Genomic DNA, 24,288 nt, shown 5'->3' with positions numbered 1-24,288 from the left:
TAACTTACGGGGCAAAAGATCTAAAAAGTCTTAAATTTATTTTGGACCATGTAACATATGAATTGGGTTACTCGTCAAATAGTAGGGAGTTGAAATGTTTGTCATTCAAAAATTATATTAGTATCTTCGTAGTTGTTGTTTTATTCTTGTTATCGAGCGGATGTAAGGGGAATGATTTCAAACCAACTTCTTCCAACGGACCTTCAGTTCCCTTTATTCATTCTGTTCAACCTGCTGTAGGAAGTTCATATAATGAAACAATCATAAAAATTCGCTTTTTACGAGATATGAAACAATCCACCTTTAATAGTAAAACAATTCAAATATGTGAAGCAAAACATAGTTCAGATCTCACGAACCTCTATCAATTTATTTATGACTCTCAAAATAGAACACTTGCTTTAGTTCCGAAAAATAATGATTTTGACTTTGGCTCTGAAAATACTGTGACCATAAAAATTAGTGGTGCGATACAAGATCAAAATGGAAATACAATGGCTTCTGATTACATTTGGTCATTTAAAACCTCCAATTAACCCGATCGTTTCTGAGCTACGGGAAACGATAGCTAAATAAAAATACCACACCAGGCTACCCCAGTTTTAAAGTAACTTTAAACTGAAAAAATAGGGGTGAATATTACCGATGAAATTCGTCGTTATCATCATACTTTGCATGTCACTGATTCTAAATGGGTGCAGTGATAATAAAGACATTTTGTCACCAACTAGTACGATTGCAACGGGAAATCAGACTCCAGAACAAAATAAATCTACACCAGTCAGTTCGACAAATGTTAACGCTTATCTTACCCCGTCTGTGGAGCAAGCATCGCATCTCCTTTTTTCGACTGTAGATGAAAAGACAGATGGTTGGTTTATTTATTCCGCAAAAGCAGAAATTCCGGGTAAGTTAGTCGTGTATCATAGTACAGATACTGGGGAAACGTGGAATCGGGCTACTTTGCCAACAAAACAGCCCTGGGAACAGCAGGTCAGTAAGCAAAATCTATTTACTTCATTTCCGCCAACACAACAAAACCTCACTGGTTGGGTTCTTTTGACCTCTGAGCCAACGGCAGGACTGATGGGCAAAACCCTCTATCAGTCAACCGATTCAGGAAAATCGTGGCAATTCCTAGCAGATGTCAGCCTAACAATTGACGGTTATGTTACTGGAGTTACATTCCGTGATACACAAAACGGATGGATCACAGCTTCCCAACATGGAGCTGTGATGCTTCCTTTATATCGCTCGAAAGACGGCGGTAATACCTGGACTTTACAAACTATAGATATCCCTCAAAATTATAAATATGGAAACGTGATGCCACCTAAGTTTGATAAAACTAACTTGCAAAATGGAACTATATCTATTGAATTTGTGAATGACTCCAAACGGAATATTGTTGAATACAAATCACAAGATGGTGGAGATACGTGGAAGCCGTAATTTCAGTTCGGCGTATCAAATATCGATTGTAAAATTGATCGAATCATTCTGGTTTTTACGTTTTTAACCGTCAATAACTTTGTACGACTATATACAGTAAAATCGAAAAGGGGGTTGAAGTTAATTATGCTAAAAACTGCTATTTTTATTTTTTGTTTTACGATGATCTTGATAGGTTGTAATGCAACCAATGGTACTTCGGCTAAACATTCTCCCTCACCCACAGTTCAGAATGAGTTACAACCGAAGTCTACTTCAACCAATAATCTTACAGGAACAGGGAAGGATATTGACCTAATTGAGCAACGTCAAGTCGATTCACCAGATCACATTAGTTTTCCCAATCATTCTAATGTAATCTCTCAGGAAGAAATTACAATTTCGGCGGGAAAGGCAACATTGTTAAAACTATCACATGACAACTTCACAGCGGCAACGGAACAGGAAAAGGGTCTTGGCAAGACTGATATTATTTATTGGCTGTATATAACTCAACCTTTTCTTAATGATTCCACTAAAGTAAATACATATATTCTCTCGGGAGTAGTAACGGGTAACGACAAAGCGGCAAAGAGTGAAATTTTAGAAGCGGCTCAAAAGTGGAACCCATTTACTTCCACGCAATCGATAAAAGTTATTCGCAAAATAAATGTTGACCAAGATGGTAAAATTGACGAGGTTCAATTATATTACAATGGAGATAATGGAGATGTAGGTTTGCAGGTAAAAAATTCACAAGTAACAATTTTAAAAGTTGATAGTGAAAAGCAGATTTTTGCTACTCAACCATCTGATCATTACACATTTCAGTTGTATATAGATGGAAACAAAATTTTAGTAGGGATTACATATGCTTTTACAAATAAATATGGCTCGACTTCAGATGTGTACTGTTATGAATACAAAAACAGTCAGTTATCTAAGATATGGTCAACTGATGATTATCTACAAAAGAGATTAATGGTTAAGAGCTATAACGAACAAAGCAATACGATGGATGTCATTTTAGATCAGGACAGCAAAAAAATCATTTTAGATAACGAAGAAGCAAAAGCTTATTTAGCTTACGCTAAGACTCAGAAAGAGAGTGGGCAGACAGAATTGGAATTGATTTTAACGATTACTCCTGCTTTTACCTTCTTTGATTACAATCGTGATGGTGTAAAGGAACTTATAACGAAAACCATTGTTAATTTTGGAGCGTGTCCAATTACAAAAACGTATTATTCGGCATATCATTTTTCGAAGGATGGTATAAGACAATTAGATAGCTGGTTTAATGGAAGTAATCCTGCACTAGAACAGAACATTCCATTTAATTAAACTTCTTTAAGCTAAACGGGTACGATAGATTCCTGTAACTCAAAGTAGCTATTGTTGGGGTAAATTGGGCTGTGCAGATTATTTTGGCGGAAAGTCAATGTTAAAAGATAAAACCCCTATAGTTGTTGCTTCAGAAGCAAATATCAAAATTTCCTTTGATTATAAACCTGCACCTACTCAATTGAATGTTCAGCAGTTTCAAGACAATAAAAATGTTGAAGTTCCCTTAAATGATGGTTATTTTAACGTTCCCAAAGAAAAAGGCGTTTATTATTATGGGATTTCAGCTTTTTGGATGACAGAAGATGGTAAGTATTCTAAAGGCGACACATCATCGGTCTTTGTCATAGAAGTTAAGTGAGCCTGAGATGCCTTGCTATTTTACATTACATATCCATTTAGAAATCCTTAATAGTTGCACAAAATAGACCTTGGCATAAAATTCCTAAAATTTGTATTTTTGTTCCACATAAATTACACTACATATTGTGGTGCAAAAATGTGGAGGTGTATGAGTTGGAAGAACAACACCGTTTTGACCCCAAAAACAAGGACTTATTAGACAGTCCTGAAAGAAAAAAACTATTCCCCACAGAAAAGTTATTGGGGCTACTCCCGATACAGAAAAACCATACGATTTTGGACGTAGGAGCTGGAACCGGTTATTTTTCACTCCCAGCTGCTGGACTAACTGATGGTATCGTATATGCTCTTGACCTGGAACCAGAACTGTTAGAAGTCCTCAAAAATCGAATGGAAGAACAACAGGTATCCAATATTCAATTAGTCGAAGCGTCAGCTACAAACATTCCCTTGGAAGATAATTCAGTGGATATCGTGATTGCTTCTTTGGTTTTACATGCAGTTAAGCCATTATCGACATGTCTAAATGAAATTAAACGTGTAATGAAAAAAGGAGCATATCTTTTGAGTTTTGATTGGGAACCCAAAGAAAGCCCAATGGGACCTCCAATGGAAATTCGTATTCCTTCTGACCTAATGGAAAAAGCTTTTCGTGAAGCAGGATTCAGCATAGAGAAAATGCTATCCCCGACGGAATTTTTATACTTTTTTGTTATCAAAAAATAATACATTCATACCTTTTACTGTCCGCCGCTAATACATATAGACAAAATAAAAAACGAACTCGGAGTGATGTTCTCCAAGTTCGTTTTGAATTTATGGAACCTTAACTACGAATGGAACCGTGAAGACTTTGCCTTCATATTGGAACTGACCCCATATTTTATAGGTTCCGCTTTTTGGGAAGTTCGTCATAAATTTAGCGTCTGGACCTGTTGCCTTTTCGTCAGAAGGATGGACGTGAAGATAGAGGTTTGTGTCTTCGCTAATGATTACCACGTGTCCAACAGCGCCTAAATATGGTTGGAGGTTCGTAATGGGTTGCTTAGTTTGAGCGTCCTTGATATTGAAATTCATATTCAGGTCCATATTCGCCATCACATGGTCAAAGGACAAGGTGACTTCTTTGCCATCAATGACTTTGGTGAGATTTGTTTCAGGTTGGAGTGCAACTGGCTTCGGAGCATCACCTTGGACAGTTACCATATCCGTTTTAACCGACTTTGAAGCACCTTTGGGTGTAAAGTCAGCATATAGCTTAAAATCGCCCCCAATGGGGAATTTGGTCGTTATGGTAAATAACCCATTGCCTTTATAGTCAGGATGAATGTGGTCGAAATACGAAAGGTCTTTGCTAACAACAATGAGGTGCATCAATTTTTCGTGTACAATATCAAAGTCTTGAATGGACTTACCATTTTTATCATTAACCTGAATCGATATATCTACATTCTGATTACTCTGTGGTTTGTCATTGGACAATTTCCAAGTGGCTTGAATGGAGTCGTCGGTTGCGTTACTTCCCCCCATATTTCCGTGATCCATTCCAGCCATACCATTATTACCACTGTGGTTCATATTTGAATGGTCCATTTTTGAAGAACATGCACCTAAAACTAAAACAAGTGACAAGGATACAAGCAATAAGATTTTTTTCATTTGGTTCTCTCCATCCTTTTTTAATATAAGAATTTGTGCAATACAAATCCTTTATCTACACAACTTACAAAAACCAATACATTTACCACAAACAAAAATACAGACAGAGCAAATCGTTGATGTTTGGCAAGTGGAACATGAATTTTTTGCTTAGGTGAAATAATTTGTTGAATGCGATAATGTAAGGCATTATCAGCGAAATGTGCTGTAACTTCACGAAATGAATTTTGTTTTTGAACGTTTGATATACGCTGATTTAGTTTGAGCAAAACAGAACCTAAGTGAAGTTCCGTGTTCATTTTTTTCATTGCGTATTGGTCTGCTAATAATTCCCTCCAAGTTTTGTAGTAATGGACTACACTTGTTAGAATGGGAATATAAGCGATGCCTTCTAAAAGAATTCGAATGATAAGAAATTTGAGTGGGTCACGGTTACGACAGTGAAAGTGTTCGTGAAGAAGCACAGACTCAATTTCCTCAATCGTGAAATGCGTTTGCCAAGCATTTGAAATCGCAATTCTCGGTTTGATAAAACCGAAGGTCATCGCAAATAGCTGATCGTTCTTAACAACGATAATGTTGTTCTTGAAGCTTGGGTATTTCTTGTTTAACTCGATTGTTGCTTGAATGTCTTGGTTCTTTGAGAAGTCTTTTCGATATTTGATAAAAAGGTTTATTTGCTTACCAATTTGCCAAAACATACGACTCAACACGACGATAAATATACTGCTCAATACCAACCCCACCACAGAATGTTCGCTTGTAAGAGGTAGTATCGACTGCATTTCCATTACATGTGAAATATGCATACCGATATGGTGAAACAGAAATACAACCATTTGGAAAAGCATAAATAAACCGACGAACAAAATAACACTAAACGCAATTTTTGATTTGAGTTTAGGAACCATTAGATTCATTCCTTTTTTTTAACTCGTTTATTTTCTTTTCCAATTGCTCAAGAAAAGAAGGTTCGGCTTCGTTAAGCGCTTCGACAAAGTGAGAGGCGACAAGACCACCAAAATCTTCAATTAATCCTAATGTGACTGTTTTCGTTTGAGCGTGTAAAAATTCTTCTTTGGTTTGTATTGATCGATAGAAAGTTGTACGTCCTTGTGTATATCTGGTGAGATGTTCTTTTTCAACAAGTCGGTTCATTACGGTATTTACAGCATTAAAGGAAATGGGGTTTTCTAGATTTATCCTTTCCTGAACTTGCTTTATGCTTAATTCACCTGATGCCCAAATAGCGTCCATTATTCTTGCTTCTAATGCGCCAAAAAAGCGATTTAGACCTTCCCCATTAAAGTTATATTTATTGACTGACATAGGCTCTCCCCCTTACCACACATGTTGTAGGGTAATTATGCATAGTTGTACATTGCATTTGATTTAAAAATGAATCATTACCCTACATATTGTAGGGTAAAAAATCATCAGAGTCAAATAAGCGAAAGCGGTACATAATGCATTAGAGTAACAAACAGCGGCGGATTGAATCTTCCGCCGCTGTATCGTCTCAGACTTATTTCTGAGATATAGCCTCACCATTTTTAGCGATTTGAGTCCAATGTTGTCCTAAATCTTTACTGATAAATGCATCACGTCCGTTGGTCGAAAATGCAAGTTCTTTCTCATTGGTTGGGTTTTGAGCAATATATAATATGGGATTGTTTTGGTCGAGTGCTGGTATGCTAATTTGTTCTTGCGTGTGATTAGCAAGATTTAATTTGACAATAGCCGGTGATTGAACTCTTGCAACGAATAAGTCACCATTAACTCCAAAATAGAGTGCTGACACGAAAACGTTGGTTAACATATCTTCGAAATGATTGCCGTTATCTTTGGATACGTACAGCCCCTTTTTATTACCTACTACAATGGTATTCGTATCAGTAGGGTGAGCTGCTATTGCTGTTGGTTGAGAAGCTATAATATTGGATTCACTTTTTGTCCAAGTTTTTGCGTCATCCAAGGAGTAATACAGACCAGGTATTTTCATTTTAGAGTTCGGTTGCTCATTCAGAACATAAATGGCGTGGCTTTTATATCCAACGGTCATAGCGTGAAAGTCGCTTTCGCCTTCCAATCCAAGTTTGGATAAGGATTTGCCAATGTCAGAGCTTTTAACGATTCCAATGGGGTTTTTAAGCTCAGAACCAGCGGCGGGATGACCACTACTGTAAAAGCCATTATCAACAGTGGTAAAGCCCATATAGTCGTGTTTAGCTGTATCAATGGGTTTCCACTGACCATTGGAATACGATACTAATCCTGTATGTGCAGGAACTAGGATTTGTGTTCCGTCTGCGGAGTAACCAAATCCGTGAATATGCTCTAAATGAACAGAGGTACTTTTTGTACATGCAGTGGTAACAACCGTAAGCAAACAGATAATCATTATGGATAATTTCTTCATTCGGTTCTCCTCTTCATTTGTAATACTACCCCACGCATTGTAGTGTAATTATATGTCGAAGTCAAATTTGACAAAGAAAAAGCCGATTCAGAAGAACCGACCTTTCAACGTAGTTGCATATTGAGTCTTACCATACACATGTGAATGAAACTGAATTACAACTTTTCATTCACATGTGTATGAATTGATATATAATAAAATGAAAGCAGCCACACCGTTAGTTGGGGGTTCATTATGAGCGATGCATTACAATACATAGGAAGTCGCATTCGAATGTTAAGGGAGCAGCAAGGACTAACCATCGAAGAGTTAGCCAAAATAAGTAATATAACCAAATCATATTTAGCACAAATGGAAAGAGGAGAAGCCAATTTCAGCATCAATAAGCTAGCTGACGTATGCTCCTCCCTACATATACAACTGAGCGATATCTTTGAGAAAAACGATAAATTGGTAACTAACATACATGCTTCCGCACACAAGGAACAAATTCTAACCATTTTGGACTATCTCTTGAAGACTGACCATGACAGAGATGTTTCGTTGGTACTGGGACTAATTAAAGCGATGAGGAAGTAAGAAACTTTTCACCCAATTGCTCCGCAAGCAGTTGCAAAAGACGTGTTCTTTTGGCGTGGAATTCACTTCGTAAATGTTGATATTTCGGTTTGAATGTAATATGAAAATATTCAAATACTAAATTCAAATTGGAATTACCCAAATGCTTTATAAATGATTCCATTGTCATTTGTGCGATATTGTAAAAATGGACAGGCTCAAAACAAGGAAATACATCAATATCATTTTTAAAAATATAGTCCCTCATCGCAATAGTTTCAAGCAAATAGATAAGATAAAAATAATAGTTGCCCTTATGATAATCGGTTTTTGGGGAAATGGAGAAAAAGTCATTTTCTAAAATTAACTTTTTTTGTAGCATAGCTTTTTTTACATTAATGATTCCGATTGCCTCAATGCCTGTGTTATATAGAGTTCGTTCATTTTCAATCAAATCCGAAACGACATTGAATTTATCTTCGTCGTCCATTCCAACGTAGTCCAAGTAAAATTGGACTTTTTTTATTCCAATAGGGTTATCTAATTGTTGTAGTAAAGTATTCGTATGAAATACATAATTATTTTCATTTACGAGTGGTTGAACTACGGACTCTCCAGAGGGAGAAAACGCAAATACGGAATCCTCCACTTGAAGATGTTTAATAAAGTATTTCAACAACTCCAAATCTTCTTCACAGGTAGTATTCGGAATTACCATTAGTATCGACCTCCGTTGTATTGTTATAATGATACTGATAAATTAAATAAGTATTAATATATTTATACTTTAACATATCCAAATCTTGGGCGCAATCCTTATAACTAAAATCACATTTGCATGCATAATTGATGTATAATACAATTGTTGTATAATACACTAATAGGAGTGAGGGAATTGAATTCAGAACAAATATTGGATTTACGAAATAGTGTTCAGCAGTTTGTCAGGTTATTTGGTCTTCTTGAACAGTCGGTCACTCCTTGTGGTTATTCATTATCCTTATCCCAAGTGTTTGCTCTTCAAGAATTAGAAAAAAATACGCTTACTTTAAGCGAACTTGCAAGTAAATTGTATTTGGAGAGAAGCAGTGTAAGTCGTTTAGTTGAAGAGCTGGTCAAGAAAGAATTTATAGACCGTGTACAAAACGAAAACAACAGAAGAGAAGTTCTGCTGACGATTACAGAAAAGGGCACAAAGACCATTGAGCAGGTTCGAAAACAGTCCATCCATTATTATCAGAGCATTTTAAACGACCTTTCCGAAGAGGAACAGGAAACCATCTTAAAAGGGTTCCAAACTTTCACGAAAAGCTTACAAAAACACAAGGAGGCAAACACATGATAAACACGAAAAAGCAAGTAAGCAATTCGATTCTGTCGTTTTTGTTATCGTTTCTTGCGTCTTCACATCATTGGCTTCATATGGGAATATTAATGCTTTTAGGCGGTTCAACAAATATGATGGCGACAATGAGCGCAGTTTTTTGGATAAGACGATTTATGATTATCGCCACACTGCTTACGGGTTTATATTCAATATATCGCCTGGTGAAGCATCGTTGTAAAGATAAGAAAATCATTGGTATCACGGCACTTTCTGTGGTTTTATCTGTCTTTTTTATTGCCAATACACTCATTCATTTTGGATGGTAGGAGGGACATATGGAATTCCGCAAAGATTTATCCAATTTAGCTTGGGAAGAGGTTAGAAAGCGGCAGTTACTTAGATTTCCACTGGTTTCGGAATGGATCAAAATCACCGGTATGGTTGAAGGACAGTACATTTTGGATATTGGTTCGGGTCCAGGTGTCTTTACATGTGAGTATGCCAAAGTCGTTGGACCAATGGGTCGAGTGGTAAGCATTGAAAAATCAGCAGGAGCCATTGGGCTTCTTGAGCAGCAAAAGGAATCCGAAAATCTCCAAAACATATTGATTATCGAAGCTAATGCAGAAGAACCTTTCCAAGTCACAGATAAGTTTCATTTGATTTTCTTAACTGATGTATTACATCATTCCGATTCCTCCGAAAGCATACTCAAAAATGTTGCTTCCGTGACAACGCTTGAAACTCAAATATTAATTTCCGAGTTTGATCCAGAAGCCAAAGGTGAATTCGGTCCTCCTCTCAAAAATCGAATGTCATTAGAAACAATAAAGGAACTGGTTTTGGATAAGTTCAATATACTCACGTGGGGAAAACAGGAAAACGAACATTATTTTTTGCTTTTAAAGAAATTATCTTAAATACAGAATACCACCGTGAGTGATGGTTTTCTGTGTTTGGCTCTGTAAATTTTTAATGTTAACATTGTTCTACTTTCGTAACTAGCCAGTTATACTCCTCTTTTTCGAAACCGTTATTAGCCGTAATATCTTCTATTATTTCCAATTTAGGGTTCGTTGACATAACTTCTTTTATAAAATAAATCAGATAACTTAATCCATCTTCCTTCATTCTACAGGCAGTGTTGTACTCATGTTTTGTTAAGTAAAAATTATCTTCCTTGCCCGTGGTTGCCTTCACTTCAATATGTATTGGATGCCCGTCTAAGGTATAAGAAAGGATATCGTACCCGTTTGAAGGATCCAATCCTTTTCTCGGATCAATCTTTTCATGATATTTTGTTCCCATTAAAATCTTTCGTTCTTGTTCGTAAACGAATGCCTCGCCTATTTTGCCTATTTTGATTTGTAGTTCATGAAGTCCTATGTAGTCTATTGGTTTGTTTTTAAGTTTATGTTTTAATTCGTCATACGTATAAAGAATTGATAAGTCTCCATTTGATTCAATGTTTTGGACCTCTGTATTATCGATTGAAGAAATAACAACTTCAAATTCTAGTTTTTTTTTAATTTATTTGCACAGTCTACGCATACGATTCTATTGTTAATTGAACGCCAGTTATGAGCCAAATTTGGGTAACTTTCAAAACAGTTTCCGCACTTAACCATAGAGTTCGTTCTGGCTTGTTTTATCATAATTGGAATGAGTTTTCTTTTTAGTTTTGCATCTTTTCCGATATTTGCAATGTACACATCCAATGTAGCGAAACCATGATGTTCTTGGCTTAATTGTATAAACATTTGGTTGTATTTTTCTGGAATCGAAAATGACCCCAGAGATGTATTAAGTGCGCCGTTTGAAAAATTATCACTTGTGATGCTCTTTCTTACTTCGTCAATTGGTAACCCCAACTCAAATATTGCAAACCAACAAAACTGCATTTTTAATGTTTCGTGCTTTGTAGAGACCGCCTCAATAACATTTTGAATCTGCATTAATTCTTCAATTGTTAGAGCTTTTTCTTCGTTTTTAATATTTTTAGGTTTTACGTTATTTGTTGAAAATTCCTTCAATAAACTTTCCTTATGCATATGCCTTTCAAAACCATTTGGATTTCTTAGATAATCCATTGAATACAAAAATTGAAAAAATCTATTTTTATAACTTTGTTGGGAATTTAATTCCCGATCCTGTGGAATATGACTTTCGTAATGCTCGATGGTTAGTTCAGTCACGTCAAGAATCTCTATTTGATTAAAGAGAAGGTCATGAATGGCACTTTTGTAATTGGCTTTCGCAGAATAAAATGATAGGAAAAGGTTTATTGCTTCAATGCTTATTGGATGATCACTTAATAAAGCTTCCATATCTTTAGCATATAAAATTTCTCTTCTCGCCAACTGATTTCAGCCCCTTAAGTCATTTTATCTCAAACATATCTTACCATATTTTTGCACCTAAGATTATGGAAGTTAATCCATTCTTCCGTGGGAACTTATTGAGAAAATCAACATCTAACAAAAACAGCCCTTGGTTTAAGTATGTTTTTGTCCATTGTATTTGGCATATAATATATCTTTGCTTCGACACCACTGTTTTGAGGTTCGTAAAGCGTATAGTTCGCTGTTCGTAATAATTTCTAAAATCAATGATATCTTGAAATTAACTTGTAAAAAGCGAATTGATTACAGTGATGCTATTTTTATAGTTGATGCCCTTTTCAATGGCTTGGGCTAACTGGATGGCTTCAATTTTGTCATTACAATATGCTAATGACCTCCTCATTACCTCTGTAAGGTCATTGCCAACTTCAGCATTTCTCTGCATCGATTTTATACATTGAAAAGCAATGTTCATTGAGTTGTTGCCTTCAGAGGACAGATAATAAAAAATATATGGCACCCGCCCAATCACAGTTGTATAAAGCCATTGTTGGATATTATCTGCCTTAAAGTTATCATCAGGTAATATGGGCTGATTCTTAATATCCGTACCGTCAAAAATTTTAAGTGTAATACGATTTCTGAATTGATCTTTAGGCTGAAGAGATTTAATCTCTTGGGCGAAATGGTAACTACGTGACATTGTTTTTTTGTATTCTATATTTGGAATGAGAATCGGATGTAATGCCTCTTTTTCTTTTGATTGTTTCCATATTGAAGTCAATACACTCAGTCCTTCCTGGAGTCCTCTACGGATAGATTTCCCAAGGAGATAACGAGAATACTATTTTTTATAACAACTTTGAATATGCCTTTTTTCAGATGTAACAAATCCATTATTCGGAAACAGCTTTTGACTTCCGAAAAGCATCGTATACAATCAAGAAGCAACAAAAAAGTGCATACCAAAGTATGCACCTTCACTGTTTCTTGGACTGATATTTAGTAAAGATCTTGCTCTCCGTTCCTGAATCCTGGGGTTGATAAAACCGTACATTTTTCAATTCAGGCGGGAGATATTCGTTGGTATCCTTGCCTGGGTTGTCAAAGGGGTATAAATAGGTCGTGGTGGCGTGTTTAATGTCCTTGGGTACATCGTACTGCCTTTGGCTACGAACAGTCTCCAGAGCCGAATTTATGGCTTTATAGACGCTATTGGATTTCGGGCTTTCGCAGAGATACACCACTGCTTGCGCAAGCGCCAACCGTCCTTCCGGCATCCCTACGAACTGGACGGCTTGTTGAGCTGCTATTGCCATCTGGAGACAATGTGGATTCGCCATCCCCACATCTTCAGAGCTATGGACTACTACCCTTCTGGCAATGTATATGGGGTCAACACCACTGTCAAGTAATCTGGCTAACCAGTACAGCGCAGCGTCTGTTTGGGAACCTCGCATCGACTTAATAAAGGCGGAGATCAGATTGTACATATCACTGGTGTTAATGCCGTTTAAGCGAAACTGGAACGCTTCCTGAATAGCGTTTAAATCAATCTCATTACTGTTATGAAGCGAATATGCTGCTACTTCAAGTGCATTCAGCGCAGCTCGTATATCTCCATTGCATACGTCAGCAATGTAATGTAATGCTTCTTCAGAAATCGTGAGATGGCTTTTACCGAGTCCTCTTTCCGTATCGCTTAAAGCCGATAAAATTACGCCCTTCACATCTTCTGGGGTAAGTGCTGTCAATTGATAAATCCTACATCTAGAAACCAGCGGCGGAATAATATCGTGGGCAATGCTCTCTGTTGTACAGCCAATAAGCGTAATAACGCCGTTCTCAACGTACGGAAGCAGGGTTTCTTGAATGTTTCGCTTCATTGCGTGAATCTCGTCAATAAATGCAATTGTTTTTTTACCATATAATTTTCGTAGTTCTTGCGCTTGTTCGAATGTTTCACGTAGTTGGGCGACTCCCAAAGAAACTGCATTTAATTTAATAAATTCAGCATCCGTGAGCTTGCTGATAATCGTCGCTAAACTGGTCTTTCCCGATGATGGTGGACCCTGTAAAATCATCGAAGGAACTTGGTCAGTTTCAATCAAATGACGTAGGGATTTCCCTTTCCCAACAATGTGCTGCTGACCGATATATTCATCTAACGTCCGAGGACGCATACGTTCCGCAAGTGGTGTAGGTGCCGTCCGTTCGTTTTGTGCAAAATCAAATAAGTCCATTTCGTGCCACCTTTATACGAACAGGGATTCCGTATATTGTAGCATAAAATGGACTATTTAGAAATGCGCTTAGAGAGCGATAGGAGAAGCAAACGTCGAAATTTCTAACATGCTCTTTTCAAATTCGTAGTTATAATAGACTTTCTTCTTTAAATCTTTTAATAAATCAAGGTTAAGATAATACTTGCCTGAAGCTTGTTCTAAGTTCCAACGATAATGACTGGATGTAAATTGAGTACCCCGCTTTGAACCTTTACGATACAAAAATAAATATTCACTTCCTTCTAAGTCGTCTTCATTTCGTTCTTCTTCACAGTACCGTTGTATTGCGTTGCATATGGACAAATGCAGTTGAATCTCAAACTTGTTACGACTACTTTTCCATACGTAAAGTTTTCGGGATAAAAAATCAAAATCCGTTACCTTGACATCGAGCAGAGCTTCAATCGAAAGTTTATACACATTATTGAGAATAAACAATATGACATCTCTTTGAAAACTTAATCCGCTAACAAGAAGTTTAATCTCCCGTTCAGGAATATCAGCTTTTGAAAATTTCTGAACTTCTGAAGTAAGGAGTAGAGGGTGATTAACAACAACGAACGGATTTTTGCAAACAATACCCTGACCTACCATCCATCTATAAAATCTACGCAGTATGCTCACTGCTGGAGAGACCTGATGTTCTTGATAGTTCCAATCATTTCGAAGATGATTGGTATAGGAATTGCATATTGAATCGGGTACTGTCTTGTAATCCAACCCTTTATCTCCCACATATCGAAGAAAGCGTACTATATGGGATGCATATGAACGTACAGTACTTTTCTTACAATTCAAATGATTATTGAGCCAATCGTTAATCTCTGGTATGGGAATTTGATTTTTTGTCACGTTCAACATGTTGTTTTTATCTAGTTTTGTGTATATAACATCTTTTTTCACTCTTCATCATCTCCTTCCTTTCCAACTGCTACTTCATCTTCGGAAAGCTTCAGGAAGAGTTTTTGGTTATTCATTTCGGTCATATGAGGGTGAGCATGTCGATTTAGCATTAAAAGAGACTTATGCATCCAGATTGGATTTGTAACTTCAAGCTGTGGATTGTAAGTTCTTATCATGACGTAAGCTCGACCTACATTAATAATTCCTCTATCCATACCCATCTCATCAGCCGTCTTACGTAAATTTTTATGGAACTGCTCGATGGAATATTTCTTCCCTGTATCCGAGAGGAAGAGCATATTCATTCCTTCTACCGGTGTAGGTCGTTCGATTTGGATATACTTTTGAAGCATTGCCACAGCATTTGGGGGAATTATTCGTACTTGTTCTTGTCTAGTTTTTAATTCCGAGTATTTTAAAATCCCCTTCTCTGCATCAAAACCGTCAATTGTTATATGGATCAAAGGCAACTTACGAATGCCAAGAATCACGTAAAAGGAATACATTAATTTGTCACGCAGCTTCGGTATGGCTCTAATAAAGCGATATACTTCATCTTCTGTAAATCGTTTTTTATTGATTATTGTGTGTTTAGAATCATAAGGGGGCAAAACCATAAATCGTTTTGGAGATCTTTTAAACCAGATAAGTCGATGCTCTACAATGTTTGAGTCATTAAGCCATTTGTAAAATTTCTCTAAGATGCACACTTCTTTTTTCAATGTGTTATATGAGAACCCTTTATCTAGCAATCCTCTAATGTATTGACTCATTGTATCTTCATCTACTTTCAAATAATCAATGCCTTCGATCTCAATTGTCTTAAGAAATCGGACTAATGATCCCGCATTTGTTCTTACCGTTAAGTTGGAGCATTTAAATGAACGATATTTAAGCCAATCTGATAAAATCGTTTGAACCTGTCCATCTTTCGTAATGATATAATGCTTATCTTTATTTTGTTCAATTTTATAACTCATTGTAGATTTCCTCCTCGAATGTTTGAATAGCTTGATTTGAATCTTTATATGGAAGAACTTAACGTGATCTTAGTTGTCCATCTTTCTGTAAGTTTTGAAGTTGGTGTTGCATAATATAAATTTTTCCAAGAAGAATTTGATTAGCATTACGAAGTTCGACAGCCTCTGACTTCAACATTTCTATTTGTTCCATCATCTTTTCTTTTTCTTGTATCTGGCGGTGTTTTGAACGATTTCCCATCTTAAAAACCTCCTGAATGGAATTAAGTTAAACCTCTGGCTTTTAATTGATTTTGTAGGGTGGTGATTTCACCACGTAACTTTTTGTTTGTTTCACGATACTCGTCCAACCGTTCTTCAAGTCCATCGCAATAATTTTGTTTATTAGCCAATTTCTTTTCCATCTGTTCGATTTTTTGTTCTGCATTCTTTAAATGCTTTTGTAGCTTCTCGTTTTCAGCTTGCAATGCGGCGAGTTCTTTTTGGACAAGTTTCTGCTGTTCCTTTCCCCCTTCCGATTGTTCGGCTTGCCAGTTCCGATCCCATAGAGGGCGAATATGCTCTTTGTACAAAAGTGTCTTGGAAACCTTGGACAACTTTATGATTTTCTCTGCGGAAAGGATAGCATTTTCGCCTTCGTGCTTTTTAATAAATTCCACAGCTTTCAAGACCTTTTTCTTATATTCTAACTTCTTGTTCTCTTGAAATTTTTTAAGCCCCCGATTCATCCTCATCACCTACGATGTTTACTTCAACTCTCCACGCTGTATTTTCTTGATAACTTCTTGCTTATGCCTTTCAATGCCATTTTCACAAATCTGAACAATACGCCGAATATAACTGGCGTTACGAATAGCATTTTCAAAGGTCGATGCTCGTTTTGGATTGTTCTGGGTTTCTTCAATGATCTCTTCCCAATGTTGTAACTCCTTTTTGTAGTCCTCATAATACTCCGCTCTTGGGCAAAACCAACTGCAAGCGTAACATTCAAAATGAACCGAAGTTGCGCCATTAGGTCTGCAACCGGATATATTGCTACAAATGCCCACTCCTTTAATCCCGTTCACTTCCCAAGTTAAATACTTGGGCTTATCCATATTTAGCATCTCGATTGTCTCGTCATCTAAGTTGAAAATAACACTTTCAAATTCGACCGGTGCTTTTTGAGGTTCAGGTAACAACTCCGTTAAGATTTTTTGATGAGCTTCCATCTGTGGATGGGTGTAACGCATCATCATTGCAAAGCTTTTATGACCTGAAACCGAAGCGGTCTGTTCAACCGTGTAGCCAAATTGCCTACGTTCAGTCACCCCATTGTGTCTAAATTGATGTGTAGTTGGGGCGTAGATGTTACCATCTTTATCAGTAATGTTCAAAATGGTTGCGATACTTTTCAGCGAAGTATTGATTTTTTGATTATGAAAAGTAATCAACTTGCTATGCTGTTTTGTTCTATTCGTTCTAATTTTTTTCTCTGGGTCTTTTTTGAATTCAAAGCCTGTTGTTAAAAGCAAATACTTGGCATCTTTTTCATTCTTCAATTCATAGCTCATTAATCTGCTTTTAGTTTGTTCTTGAACCCGTTTAATAAGGTCGATAATATACTTACCGTGACCCACATATTGAACTGGAATCGCTTTAAGCTCTTCTCGATCATATCCGCCGTTTTGTTTGAAAGTCGGAATAAACAGAAAGTAATAACTGTATGTGGTCTTTAAACAATCAAGCCTTAGACTCAATATCTCAGTTCCTCGGCTTGGAAACGTGCGAAGCAGCCAATATGCCAAACGTAGTTCTAATGGAATATCAAATTGGTCTTCGTGCTTCATTACATAATCGAATTTCTCAACGATGTCCGGTGGAATATACTTTTCATCGTTTGGTCTAAGAATAAGCGGAAACGGATTATGACGTTTCGTTGGTACAGGAGGAAACTCGGGAAACTCACTCATTGTTTCGAAAAAATCACGAACTCCGTTATAAATCGCCCTTTGCATATCAGGCGTATCATTTTGCCTGAGGTACTCCTCAAAATTCCCGATAATAGTTCTGTTGATGTCCTTAAGTTTCAAGTAAGGATAATTCTCATCAAAATACTCGAAGAAATATCCAATCCACTCAATCTTCTTTTGTAGCGATTGCAAGCCAGTTCTTTTTTGTAAGGCATAATATTTCGCTAATTCACGGTACGGCTTACTAACTTTTTGGAAGTATAGCGTGAAGGCGTGTGAACGGCAGTGCTAAAATCCCCAATAATGGCACTTGAAAATTCCCCATAATCGGCAGACACTCTTCCTTATGGGGGAGAGACAATGATCAGGAATGGGGAGTTTTACGTGATTCAGCACATGACACAAAAAGGAATGAGCAAGACGCAAATCGCCGAGGAACTCGGCCGTGACCGGAAGACCATCGGGAAGTGGCTCCGGGAAGACGGTCCGCAAGCTTACAAGCGGCAAACGCCGAAACCGAGCATCCTGGCGCCGTTCCAAGACTACATCCGTTCGCGAATGGAAGAAGGCTGCCTGAACGCAGCGGTACTGTTCGACGAAATCAAAGCCAAAGGCTACATGGGCCAGATCCGACTATTGCGTTCGTTCATGGAGCCACTGCGGCCAGCGGTGCTCGCCAAAGCGACCGAACGTTTTGAAACGCCGCCCGGCAAACAAGCGCAGGTGGACTGGGGACATTTCAAAGTCGAATGGAAGGGCGAGGCGAAACGGCTGTATGCCTTCGTCATGGTGCTTGGCTATTCCCGGATGATGTACCTCGAATTTACGGAAGACGAACGACTGGATACGCTGATGGGCTGCCATGTCCGGGCGATGCAGTATTTCGGCGGCAGGCCGGAAACCGTGCTCTACGATAATATGAAAACCGTTGTCACCGGTGTGGACGATCAGGGCCACCCGGTATGGAATGAGCGGTTCGCCCGTTTTGCCGCTCATCACGGGTTCCTGCTCCGGCGCTGTGCGCCGTATCGTCCACGCACCAAAGGGAAAGTGGAAAACGGTGTCGCGTATGTACGCAAAAACTTTTGGCCGCGCGTGCGCACCTTTACCGGTTTGACCGATCTGAACATCCAAGCCCGCTTGTGGCTCGATACGGTGGCCAATGTCCGTATCCACGGCACCACGCATGAAGTGCCGCTGCAGCGTTTACAGCAAGAAGTTCTGCAGAAGTTTAATGTGCGCCCCTTCGATGAAGCGGAGCGGCATGCCCGCAAAGTGTCCGCCGACTCCCTGATCTCCTATGCGGCGAATCGCTACTCGGTGCCCTGGCGGTATGTGGGGCAAACAGTGGAGGTGCAGGATGAGCGCAATGGCCGCCTCCGAATTTTTGCTGGGGACAAGCTCATCGCCGAACACGACAAAGCCACTGGGCACCATGAGGTGGTCTTCGACCGCAAGCATTCCGAAGGCATCCGCTCCGCAGTCGGGAAGCCCAAGCAGCTGCCCATGCCGCGCTTAGTCCAGCAAGCGTTGCCCGACGTGGTCGTGCGCGATCTGTCGGTCTACGAGGCGTTTCTGAATGAGGCGGTGATCCAATGATGGTGGTCACCGAACGGTTACAAGAGGCTTTCGAAGAACTCGGGTGGAGCCGGATTCCGGAGATTCTGCACCACCATGCCGAGGAAGCGGCGGCACAGAACCGGACATATCTGGAGTTTCTGGATGGGCTGCTGCAGGAGGAACTGTCCGCTAAGCATGACCGGTTCATCCGCATGAAAACCCGCATGGCACACTTACCGTACCACAAAACGCTCGATCAGTTCGACTTCGGCTTCCAGCCGTCGGTCGAAGAGCGGCGCATCCGGGACCTGGCGACACTGCGCTTTGTCGAGCACCAAGAGAATCTGGTCTTTTTGGGGCCGCCCGGTGTGGGTAAAACCCATTTGGCCGTAGCACTCGCGCTGGAGGCGATTAAACGGCGCTACACGGTGTATTTCACCACCGCACACGATTTGGTACAGACCTTGCAGCAAGCGCATCTCAATAACACGATTACGCAGAAAATGAGGGCGCTCACCAAACCGAATCTGCTGATCATCGACGAGATCGGCTACCGGAAGATGGATGAAACTGCCGCCCACTTCTTCTTCCAGATCATCGCGGAGCGCTACGAGTCTGGCTCGATCATTCTCACCTCTAACAAGTCTTACGGCGCCTGGGGAGAAATCTTTGGGGACTCGGTCCTCGCTACCGCCATCCTCGACCGCCTCCTCCATCACTCCAGCACGATTAACATCAAGGGGGAGAGCTACCGAATCAAAGAGAAGAAAAAAGCCGGATTTTTCCGACCCGATCCGGATGAGGAAAAAGAAAATTAAATAGATTTTCACCGGCCTCACGCGGGCCTTCTACTTGCACCTTTTGGGGAAAATTCAAGTGCCGGTTTTGGGTAATTTTCGTTTGCAGTTGACAGGCGTGTTTATAACGAGTATCTTTATGCTTTTTAGAACAATACCACTGGTCATCTTCAAATCTGAAATCGCCGTACTGAGATACCTTTTTCTTTAGCTTTTCTTTGACCTTTTCGATATAATCCAGATTAGTTTCAGTATGATTTAATTGAATACTCATTTGTTATGCCCCCTCGTAGTCAATTCCAGCTTCAATGCAAGTTTGAATCGTTTCCTCAATTGTTTGGACAATCACTTCAAGCCTGTCAATTTGCATTTGATATTCCCGATATTCATTAAAATCTTCGATGTTTTGTTGCTGATAATAATCCTCAATTTCTTGAATGTAAGCTCTCTGCTCACTCTCAACTTTCCTCAACCGTTTTAAATATTGTGGTCCTGTTGTAAGGAACCGGCATCCTAAACACTGCATTTTCGCACAAGCTCCAAAGCTAACGTGCTTCAAGCAAACGCCGTGTCCTTCAGGTGTTTCTCGACTACCAAGCTTAATCTCTGTAATAAGTGCTTGCTTTTCTTCATCTGAAAAAAATTTGATGGTTTCTTTATCAAATACTCGTTCAATTGCGATTTCATAAAACTTGGATTCCAGCGGCGCAAGCTTTTCATTTTGAACATCGCTATAATCTCTAAATGTTGTGCGTAAATTTAAATGATTGATAAGGTCCGCCACTTGTTCCAATGTTGCACCATTGGAAATAAGTTCTGTTGTTACGGTCTTTCTACACTGATGGTGAGTATAGTGATGGAGATTGCCAAAATCATCACGAATGTCATATTTCTTTATCAGATTGTTTATTTGTTCTGCCATCCATTCTTTGCTCTGTAAAGTAATTCTTTGATTGTGTAAGTTTCTGGTTATAAAAATGTATTTGAAATTCGTATCTCTCCGTAATGCAGAAGTAAGTTGTATTTGGTTCAACACATACTGAATCAGGATTGGTTTGGCAGGAATCGTATGATACTCTGGAAGACCCAAACGTTCTCTATACTTACGAATTTTGATTGGGATATACTTTAACTTCATCATCTGATCAGCTTTATCATAAAACAAACAACCCTCTTCTAATGCCAAACAATCTGAAATACGCATACCCGTATGCATCATAATCATCCAAGCATTTTTTACAGGTTCGGGAAGTTCCATTAAATTACTTTGTAGCCCTTCAACCACGACTTCAGGAATATACTTAGTTTTGGTCACATATGCTTCAGCGTTATAAACCTTGAATTTACGAAATGGATTTATTATGTCATTTTCTTTCTTGAACTTTCTCAATAACCAATCAAACAGCAACTTCATTTCAGTAATCGTTCCTCGTATCGTAGAAAGCTGGTAAAAAGGTTTTCCATCTTCATCTTCCATATGCAATAAATCATCAAACATATGCTGAACTTGGAAGTAGTCAATGTCCAAAACGGACTCGATATCATCTTTGTAGGTTTCCATAAGACATCGAATTCCTCTGCGAATGTCATTTAACCGAATACTGATCTTCCTATGCATTTCATTTCTCTGGATCAGGGATTCAACGTATAATTTCACTTCATATTTAATCGCATCTGGTAATTCTGCGAAATCCAGTTCTTTCCTGTGAATTGTTTCTAAATGCGTCCGATATAGAATCCAAATATCATCCTCGAACCTATATCTCCATTTTTTTGAATCCTCCATCTGTGCGTAATGAATCTCTTTCGCTATTTGTTTGAAGACATTCCCATCATATTTTTCCAAGAGATCCGTTGCACGATTAGCAAGAACATTCGTCTCCATCTCGCCATAAAATGAATAATTATAAAGGCTCAACCATCCTATTGGCTTCTGCTTTTTAAGAAAATCCTCCGCACATAACCGTACATAGTCACTAAAATCTTCTCCACAATTTGTTAAACAAAACTCACACAATTCTTTCTCCGTCGTTCTCATATAAAGACCCTTGCATAGCTTCCATACGGAGAATTTGTCTTTATTGAAAATGGCTATCTTTAACCTTTCCCGAAGTTCAGTTAAATAAGTCTCAACAGCCTGAGAAAACATCTGCTGTGACTTAGAATGGGCGTATGTTCTATTTTCATTTGCATCTCCTGAACGCAAGAAGTTATAAACGGACCTATTGGATATCGAAATGCCTTGTTCAAATAGCACCTCACCAACCGCTTTTATAAACGCCTCAAATTCTATGGTGAATGCAAAGCAAGATAATCCAAATATCGTTGCATCTTGATACTTCTCATTTAAATTTCTAAAAGAGGGAATATCGAAATCCGTTAACACCTGATGTAACGATGTCACTAACTGGACCAATTCTTCAATCGTTCTCGAATTCCAATAAACTTCGACTTGCTTTCCATTTACCTCATAGTAATGAGAGCCACCTGGTCGTCCTTTAATCAGTTTTACTGTATGATTCATACCCCTCATCCTCTACTTTTTTTTTTGTAAAGCGTCTAGCATTTCTCGGATATGTTGAAAGTCATTTACATTTTCATAAGTTGGTAATTTTTCATTCCCTTCTATTGGCTTGTCCGATAATAGATCCAAAGTTCTTTTTAAATCCTGTGAATTGAACTGCTTACGGTAGTGTTCAATAGTGTCAATACGTTTCCAACCCATAAAGTCTAAGATTGATTGCTGTGATATTTTCCCTTGATGAAGTAATTCAAGTAACTTTTGAGCCACAGTGCTTCTGCCGCTGTGTGTTCGAATCTTCTTCGGGTCTAACCCAGTTCTTTCGCCAACTTCCTTCAAGATTTTGAGATAATTCCTTGGTGTAAGCGGCTTACCAATATGGGGCGCTCTATGATTCAGAAACAAAAACTCTGATTCATACTTATCAATTCTTGAACGCTCTCCACGGATATAAAAATCAATTTCTTTCGCCATACTATCAGTGATGGGCAACTTTCTAGGCTTTGTTTTTACCAATGCCTTGTTCTCTCTATTCTGATTTCTTTCTATGGACATCTGTTTATTTTTAGAGTCGTAATCATTAATACGGATTCCAAGCACTTCACCAATTCGTAGCCCCATTTCTACTTGCAAACGAAAAACTACTCGGTCCCTTGCCGATTGAAAATTATCCTGAAAACGTTGTATCTCCTCCGATGAATAATGTTTGATATGTTCTTGTTTTTTCTTGTATCTAAGCCCACGTGTTAATTCATTAGAGTCCAAATTGAAATCCCAAATCTGACCATAAAGGAATTTTCCATCGACATATTGTTGCCGCTTGTCATTACTTTTTTTGACACTGTATGGGACAGGATTCTTATCAACAACCCCCTCATCTTCTAACCAACGATAAAACTTGCTGACAGCACTCAAATATCTTTTTACTGTGGTTATTGCTTTGGCTCCTTCCATTTCAACAACTGTTTCCCCACTATAGCCAAGCAAGTATTTAACGTAATGCTCAAGAATCGCTTTGTCTCTGACATCCCGATAGTGAATCCGTAAATGTTTAAGAAACCGAAGATAATTTAAAAGCGCTTCTGCTGTTGTCTTGCCAGTTAAATAACTGTTTCTGCTGCAATTATCCAAAAACCGATTAACTTCAGCGAGAGGGATGCTGTCTTCTGTAATGTAATAACGTAGGATATAACCCTCACTTGAATCATTTGACTTTACATAAGATTCTTCAACTCTTAAGCTCAATTGTCGTCACTCCCCTATTGGTTACTTATCAACTTTGAACAATTGCTCATATAGTTTCGCATTTGGTATTATAACAACTTTTTCTAAAAATGCTTCAAGATTCCAGATTATTTTAATTTTTCGACCAATAACCCCCTTCATCCAACAGCTATTATTCGTTTTCGACATAATATTTTTATTTCTGTTTTTGGAGTAAGTTGAGTATATCTCAGGGTTCAAATCATTGATTCGCAAATAAATAATTTTATATTGATTGAATAAATGTGAATAATTCGATGGAAATTCAGAGGTCTTGATACTAAAGGGGATGGATGAAAATGTATGACGCATAGTTTCCTCAGTAATGGAAGGTTATCCAGTTATATATCCTGCATTTGGAATATAGTGATTTGTTGGGGGGACTTTCTGTATAAGGTGTGAATATTTATGCAGTTGGGAAGGGGATATATTTTATTATTTTATAAAGGGGAATCTTTCCTTTTGTCAGGCTTTACTTCTACGTTTTATCATAGAGGTACTTTCCGTTAGCTCCTACCGGGGGTCTGCACCCTCCACCTATTGATAGTATCCAATCCCTTATTCCATAAGATGATTAACATTTT

Annotated in this window: 28 protein-coding genes; 11 read left to right on the top strand and 17 right to left on the bottom strand. The window is 38.4% G+C overall.

Annotated features, from left to right (window positions below):
• Window positions 1–98: 98 nt before the first annotated feature.
• From ACZ5N7_RS00990 to ACZ5N7_RS00970, 5 genes are all read left to right on the top strand, one after another.
• The gene (locus ACZ5N7_RS00990) at window positions 99–536 is read left to right on the top strand and encodes an Ig-like domain-containing domain (protein ID WP_464656579.1); all 438 of its coding nucleotides are present in this window, start codon (window positions 99–101) and stop codon (window positions 534–536) included.
• Window positions 537–645: 109 nt separating this feature from the next.
• Window positions 646–1,452: a WD40/YVTN/BNR-like repeat-containing protein gene (locus ACZ5N7_RS00985; RefSeq protein ID WP_464656577.1), complete on the top strand. Its 807-nt coding sequence runs from the start codon at window positions 646–648 to the stop codon at window positions 1,450–1,452.
• 126 nt (window positions 1,453–1,578) lie between these two features.
• Window positions 1,579–2,775: a hypothetical protein gene (locus ACZ5N7_RS00980; protein WP_464656575.1), complete on the top strand. Its 1,197-nt coding sequence runs from the start codon at window positions 1,579–1,581 to the stop codon at window positions 2,773–2,775.
• A 97-nt stretch (window positions 2,776–2,872) separates the two neighbouring features.
• Complete coding sequence (locus tag ACZ5N7_RS00975; protein ID WP_464656573.1) at window positions 2,873–3,136, top strand: hypothetical protein; 264 nt, start codon at window positions 2,873–2,875, stop codon at window positions 3,134–3,136.
• A gap of 155 nt (window positions 3,137–3,291) precedes the next feature.
• Window positions 3,292–3,864 (top strand): class I SAM-dependent methyltransferase, encoded by a 573-nt coding sequence (locus tag ACZ5N7_RS00970; protein ID WP_464656571.1) that lies wholly within the window; start codon window positions 3,292–3,294, stop codon window positions 3,862–3,864.
• A gap of 90 nt (window positions 3,865–3,954) precedes the next feature.
• Here the strand turns inward: ACZ5N7_RS00970 and ACZ5N7_RS00965 are convergent, their stop codons facing one another.
• The 4 genes from ACZ5N7_RS00965 to ACZ5N7_RS00950 all read right to left on the bottom strand — a co-directional run bounded on the left by ACZ5N7_RS00965 (window position 3,955) and on the right by ACZ5N7_RS00950 (window position 7,216).
• Complete coding sequence (locus ACZ5N7_RS00965) at window positions 3,955–4,797, bottom strand: hypothetical protein (RefSeq protein ID WP_464656570.1); 843 nt, start codon at window positions 4,795–4,797, stop codon at window positions 3,955–3,957.
• Between the two features lie 20 nt (window positions 4,798–4,817).
• On the bottom strand, window positions 4,818–5,708 hold the full coding sequence (locus tag ACZ5N7_RS00960) for a M56 family metallopeptidase (RefSeq protein WP_464656568.1): 891 nt from the start codon (window positions 5,706–5,708) through the stop codon (window positions 4,818–4,820).
• A complete protein-coding gene (locus ACZ5N7_RS00955; protein WP_464656566.1) occupies window positions 5,698–6,126 on the bottom strand; it encodes a BlaI/MecI/CopY family transcriptional regulator in 429 nt (142 codons plus the stop codon). Before ACZ5N7_RS00955 ends, ACZ5N7_RS00960 begins: the two co-directional genes overlap by 11 nt.
• Before the next feature lie 196 nt (window positions 6,127–6,322).
• The gene (locus ACZ5N7_RS00950) at window positions 6,323–7,216 is read right to left on the bottom strand and encodes a F510_1955 family glycosylhydrolase (RefSeq protein WP_464656564.1); all 894 of its coding nucleotides are present in this window, start codon (window positions 7,214–7,216) and stop codon (window positions 6,323–6,325) included.
• 234 nt (window positions 7,217–7,450) lie between these two features.
• Between ACZ5N7_RS00950 and ACZ5N7_RS00945 the strand changes: the two genes are divergently transcribed.
• The gene (locus ACZ5N7_RS00945; protein ID WP_464656562.1) at window positions 7,451–7,795 is read left to right on the top strand and encodes a helix-turn-helix domain-containing protein; all 345 of its coding nucleotides are present in this window, start codon (window positions 7,451–7,453) and stop codon (window positions 7,793–7,795) included.
• Here the strand turns inward: ACZ5N7_RS00945 and ACZ5N7_RS00940 are convergent.
• Window positions 7,776–8,492, bottom strand: coding sequence for a hypothetical protein (locus ACZ5N7_RS00940; protein ID WP_464656560.1), 717 nt, complete (start codon window positions 8,490–8,492; stop codon window positions 7,776–7,778). The genes ACZ5N7_RS00945 and ACZ5N7_RS00940 overlap by 20 nt on opposite strands.
• A 177-nt stretch (window positions 8,493–8,669) precedes the next feature.
• Between ACZ5N7_RS00940 and ACZ5N7_RS00935 the strand changes: the two genes are divergently transcribed.
• From ACZ5N7_RS00935 to ACZ5N7_RS00925, 3 genes are read left to right on the top strand one after another with little or no spacing between them, the layout of a single operon-like run.
• Complete coding sequence (locus ACZ5N7_RS00935) at window positions 8,670–9,116, top strand: MarR family winged helix-turn-helix transcriptional regulator (RefSeq protein ID WP_464656558.1); 447 nt, start codon at window positions 8,670–8,672, stop codon at window positions 9,114–9,116.
• Window positions 9,113–9,427 (top strand): hypothetical protein, encoded by a 315-nt coding sequence (locus ACZ5N7_RS00930; RefSeq protein ID WP_464656556.1) that lies wholly within the window; start codon window positions 9,113–9,115, stop codon window positions 9,425–9,427. The genes ACZ5N7_RS00935 and ACZ5N7_RS00930 overlap by 4 nt, the downstream gene beginning before the upstream one ends.
• Window positions 9,428–9,436: 9 nt before the next feature.
• Window positions 9,437–10,021 (top strand): class I SAM-dependent methyltransferase, encoded by a 585-nt coding sequence (locus tag ACZ5N7_RS00925; RefSeq protein ID WP_464656554.1) that lies wholly within the window; start codon window positions 9,437–9,439, stop codon window positions 10,019–10,021.
• A gap of 58 nt (window positions 10,022–10,079) precedes the next feature.
• Here the strand turns inward: ACZ5N7_RS00925 and ACZ5N7_RS00920 are convergent, their stop codons facing one another.
• The 9 genes from ACZ5N7_RS00920 to ACZ5N7_RS00880 all read right to left on the bottom strand — a co-directional run bounded on the left by ACZ5N7_RS00920 (window position 10,080) and on the right by ACZ5N7_RS00880 (window position 17,683).
• Window positions 10,080–10,451, bottom strand: coding sequence for a protein NO VEIN domain-containing protein (locus tag ACZ5N7_RS00920; protein ID WP_464659090.1), 372 nt, complete (start codon window positions 10,449–10,451; stop codon window positions 10,080–10,082).
• A gap of 164 nt (window positions 10,452–10,615) precedes the next feature.
• Window positions 10,616–11,461, bottom strand: a complete 846-nt coding sequence (locus ACZ5N7_RS00915; protein ID WP_464656553.1) for a hypothetical protein — start codon at window positions 11,459–11,461, stop codon at window positions 10,616–10,618.
• 262 nt (window positions 11,462–11,723) lie between these two features.
• Window positions 11,724–12,227, bottom strand: a complete 504-nt coding sequence (locus ACZ5N7_RS00910; protein ID WP_464656551.1) for a hypothetical protein — start codon at window positions 12,225–12,227, stop codon at window positions 11,724–11,726.
• A 196-nt stretch (window positions 12,228–12,423) separates the two neighbouring features.
• The gene (locus tag ACZ5N7_RS00905; protein ID WP_464656549.1) at window positions 12,424–13,686 is read right to left on the bottom strand and encodes a replication-associated recombination protein A; all 1,263 of its coding nucleotides are present in this window, start codon (window positions 13,684–13,686) and stop codon (window positions 12,424–12,426) included.
• A gap of 69 nt (window positions 13,687–13,755) precedes the next feature.
• The gene (locus ACZ5N7_RS00900) at window positions 13,756–14,631 is read right to left on the bottom strand and encodes a phage integrase N-terminal SAM-like domain-containing protein (RefSeq protein WP_464656547.1); all 876 of its coding nucleotides are present in this window, start codon (window positions 14,629–14,631) and stop codon (window positions 13,756–13,758) included.
• Window positions 14,628–15,611: a tyrosine-type recombinase/integrase gene (locus tag ACZ5N7_RS00895; protein ID WP_464656545.1), complete on the bottom strand. Its 984-nt coding sequence runs from the start codon at window positions 15,609–15,611 to the stop codon at window positions 14,628–14,630. The genes ACZ5N7_RS00900 and ACZ5N7_RS00895 overlap by 4 nt, the downstream gene beginning before the upstream one ends.
• Window positions 15,612–15,669: 58 nt before the next feature.
• On the bottom strand, window positions 15,670–15,852 hold the full coding sequence (locus ACZ5N7_RS00890) for a hypothetical protein (protein ID WP_464656543.1): 183 nt from the start codon (window positions 15,850–15,852) through the stop codon (window positions 15,670–15,672).
• 22 nt (window positions 15,853–15,874) lie between these two features.
• Complete coding sequence (locus ACZ5N7_RS00885; RefSeq protein WP_464656541.1) at window positions 15,875–16,339, bottom strand: hypothetical protein; 465 nt, start codon at window positions 16,337–16,339, stop codon at window positions 15,875–15,877.
• 18 nt (window positions 16,340–16,357) lie between these two features.
• On the bottom strand, window positions 16,358–17,683 hold the full coding sequence (locus ACZ5N7_RS00880; RefSeq protein ID WP_464656539.1) for a site-specific integrase: 1,326 nt from the start codon (window positions 17,681–17,683) through the stop codon (window positions 16,358–16,360).
• A 240-nt stretch (window positions 17,684–17,923) separates the two neighbouring features.
• Between ACZ5N7_RS00880 and istA the strand changes: the two genes are divergently transcribed.
• Both istA and istB read left to right on the top strand, forming a co-directional pair.
• Window positions 17,924–19,162, top strand: a complete 1,239-nt coding sequence (istA, locus tag ACZ5N7_RS00875) for an IS21 family transposase (RefSeq protein ID WP_464654789.1) — start codon at window positions 17,924–17,926, stop codon at window positions 19,160–19,162.
• The gene (istB, locus tag ACZ5N7_RS00870; protein WP_464659088.1) at window positions 19,162–19,941 is read left to right on the top strand and encodes an IS21-like element helper ATPase IstB; all 780 of its coding nucleotides are present in this window, start codon (window positions 19,162–19,164) and stop codon (window positions 19,939–19,941) included. The genes istA and istB overlap by 1 nt, the downstream gene beginning before the upstream one ends.
• On the opposite strand, the gene ACZ5N7_RS00865 is transcribed toward istB, so the two are convergent.
• From ACZ5N7_RS00865 to ACZ5N7_RS00855, 3 genes are read right to left on the bottom strand one after another with little or no spacing between them, the layout of a single operon-like run.
• Window positions 19,880–20,194: a hypothetical protein gene (locus ACZ5N7_RS00865; RefSeq protein WP_464656537.1), complete on the bottom strand. Its 315-nt coding sequence runs from the start codon at window positions 20,192–20,194 to the stop codon at window positions 19,880–19,882. The genes istB and ACZ5N7_RS00865 overlap by 62 nt on opposite strands.
• Window positions 20,195–20,197: 3 nt before the next feature.
• On the bottom strand, window positions 20,198–22,444 hold the full coding sequence (locus tag ACZ5N7_RS00860) for a tyrosine-type recombinase/integrase (RefSeq protein ID WP_464656535.1): 2,247 nt from the start codon (window positions 22,442–22,444) through the stop codon (window positions 20,198–20,200).
• A 12-nt stretch (window positions 22,445–22,456) separates the two neighbouring features.
• Entirely contained in the window at window positions 22,457–23,686 is a 1,230-nt protein-coding gene (locus ACZ5N7_RS00855) for a tyrosine-type recombinase/integrase (protein WP_464656533.1), read from the bottom strand.
• Between the last annotated feature and the right edge of the window lie 602 nt (window positions 23,687–24,288).

This window comes from Paenibacillus sp. JCM 18996, from assembly GCF_055392555.1.
The sequence above is the reverse complement of the archived record's forward strand: the minus strand, read 5'-3'. Positions and strand labels throughout refer to the sequence as shown.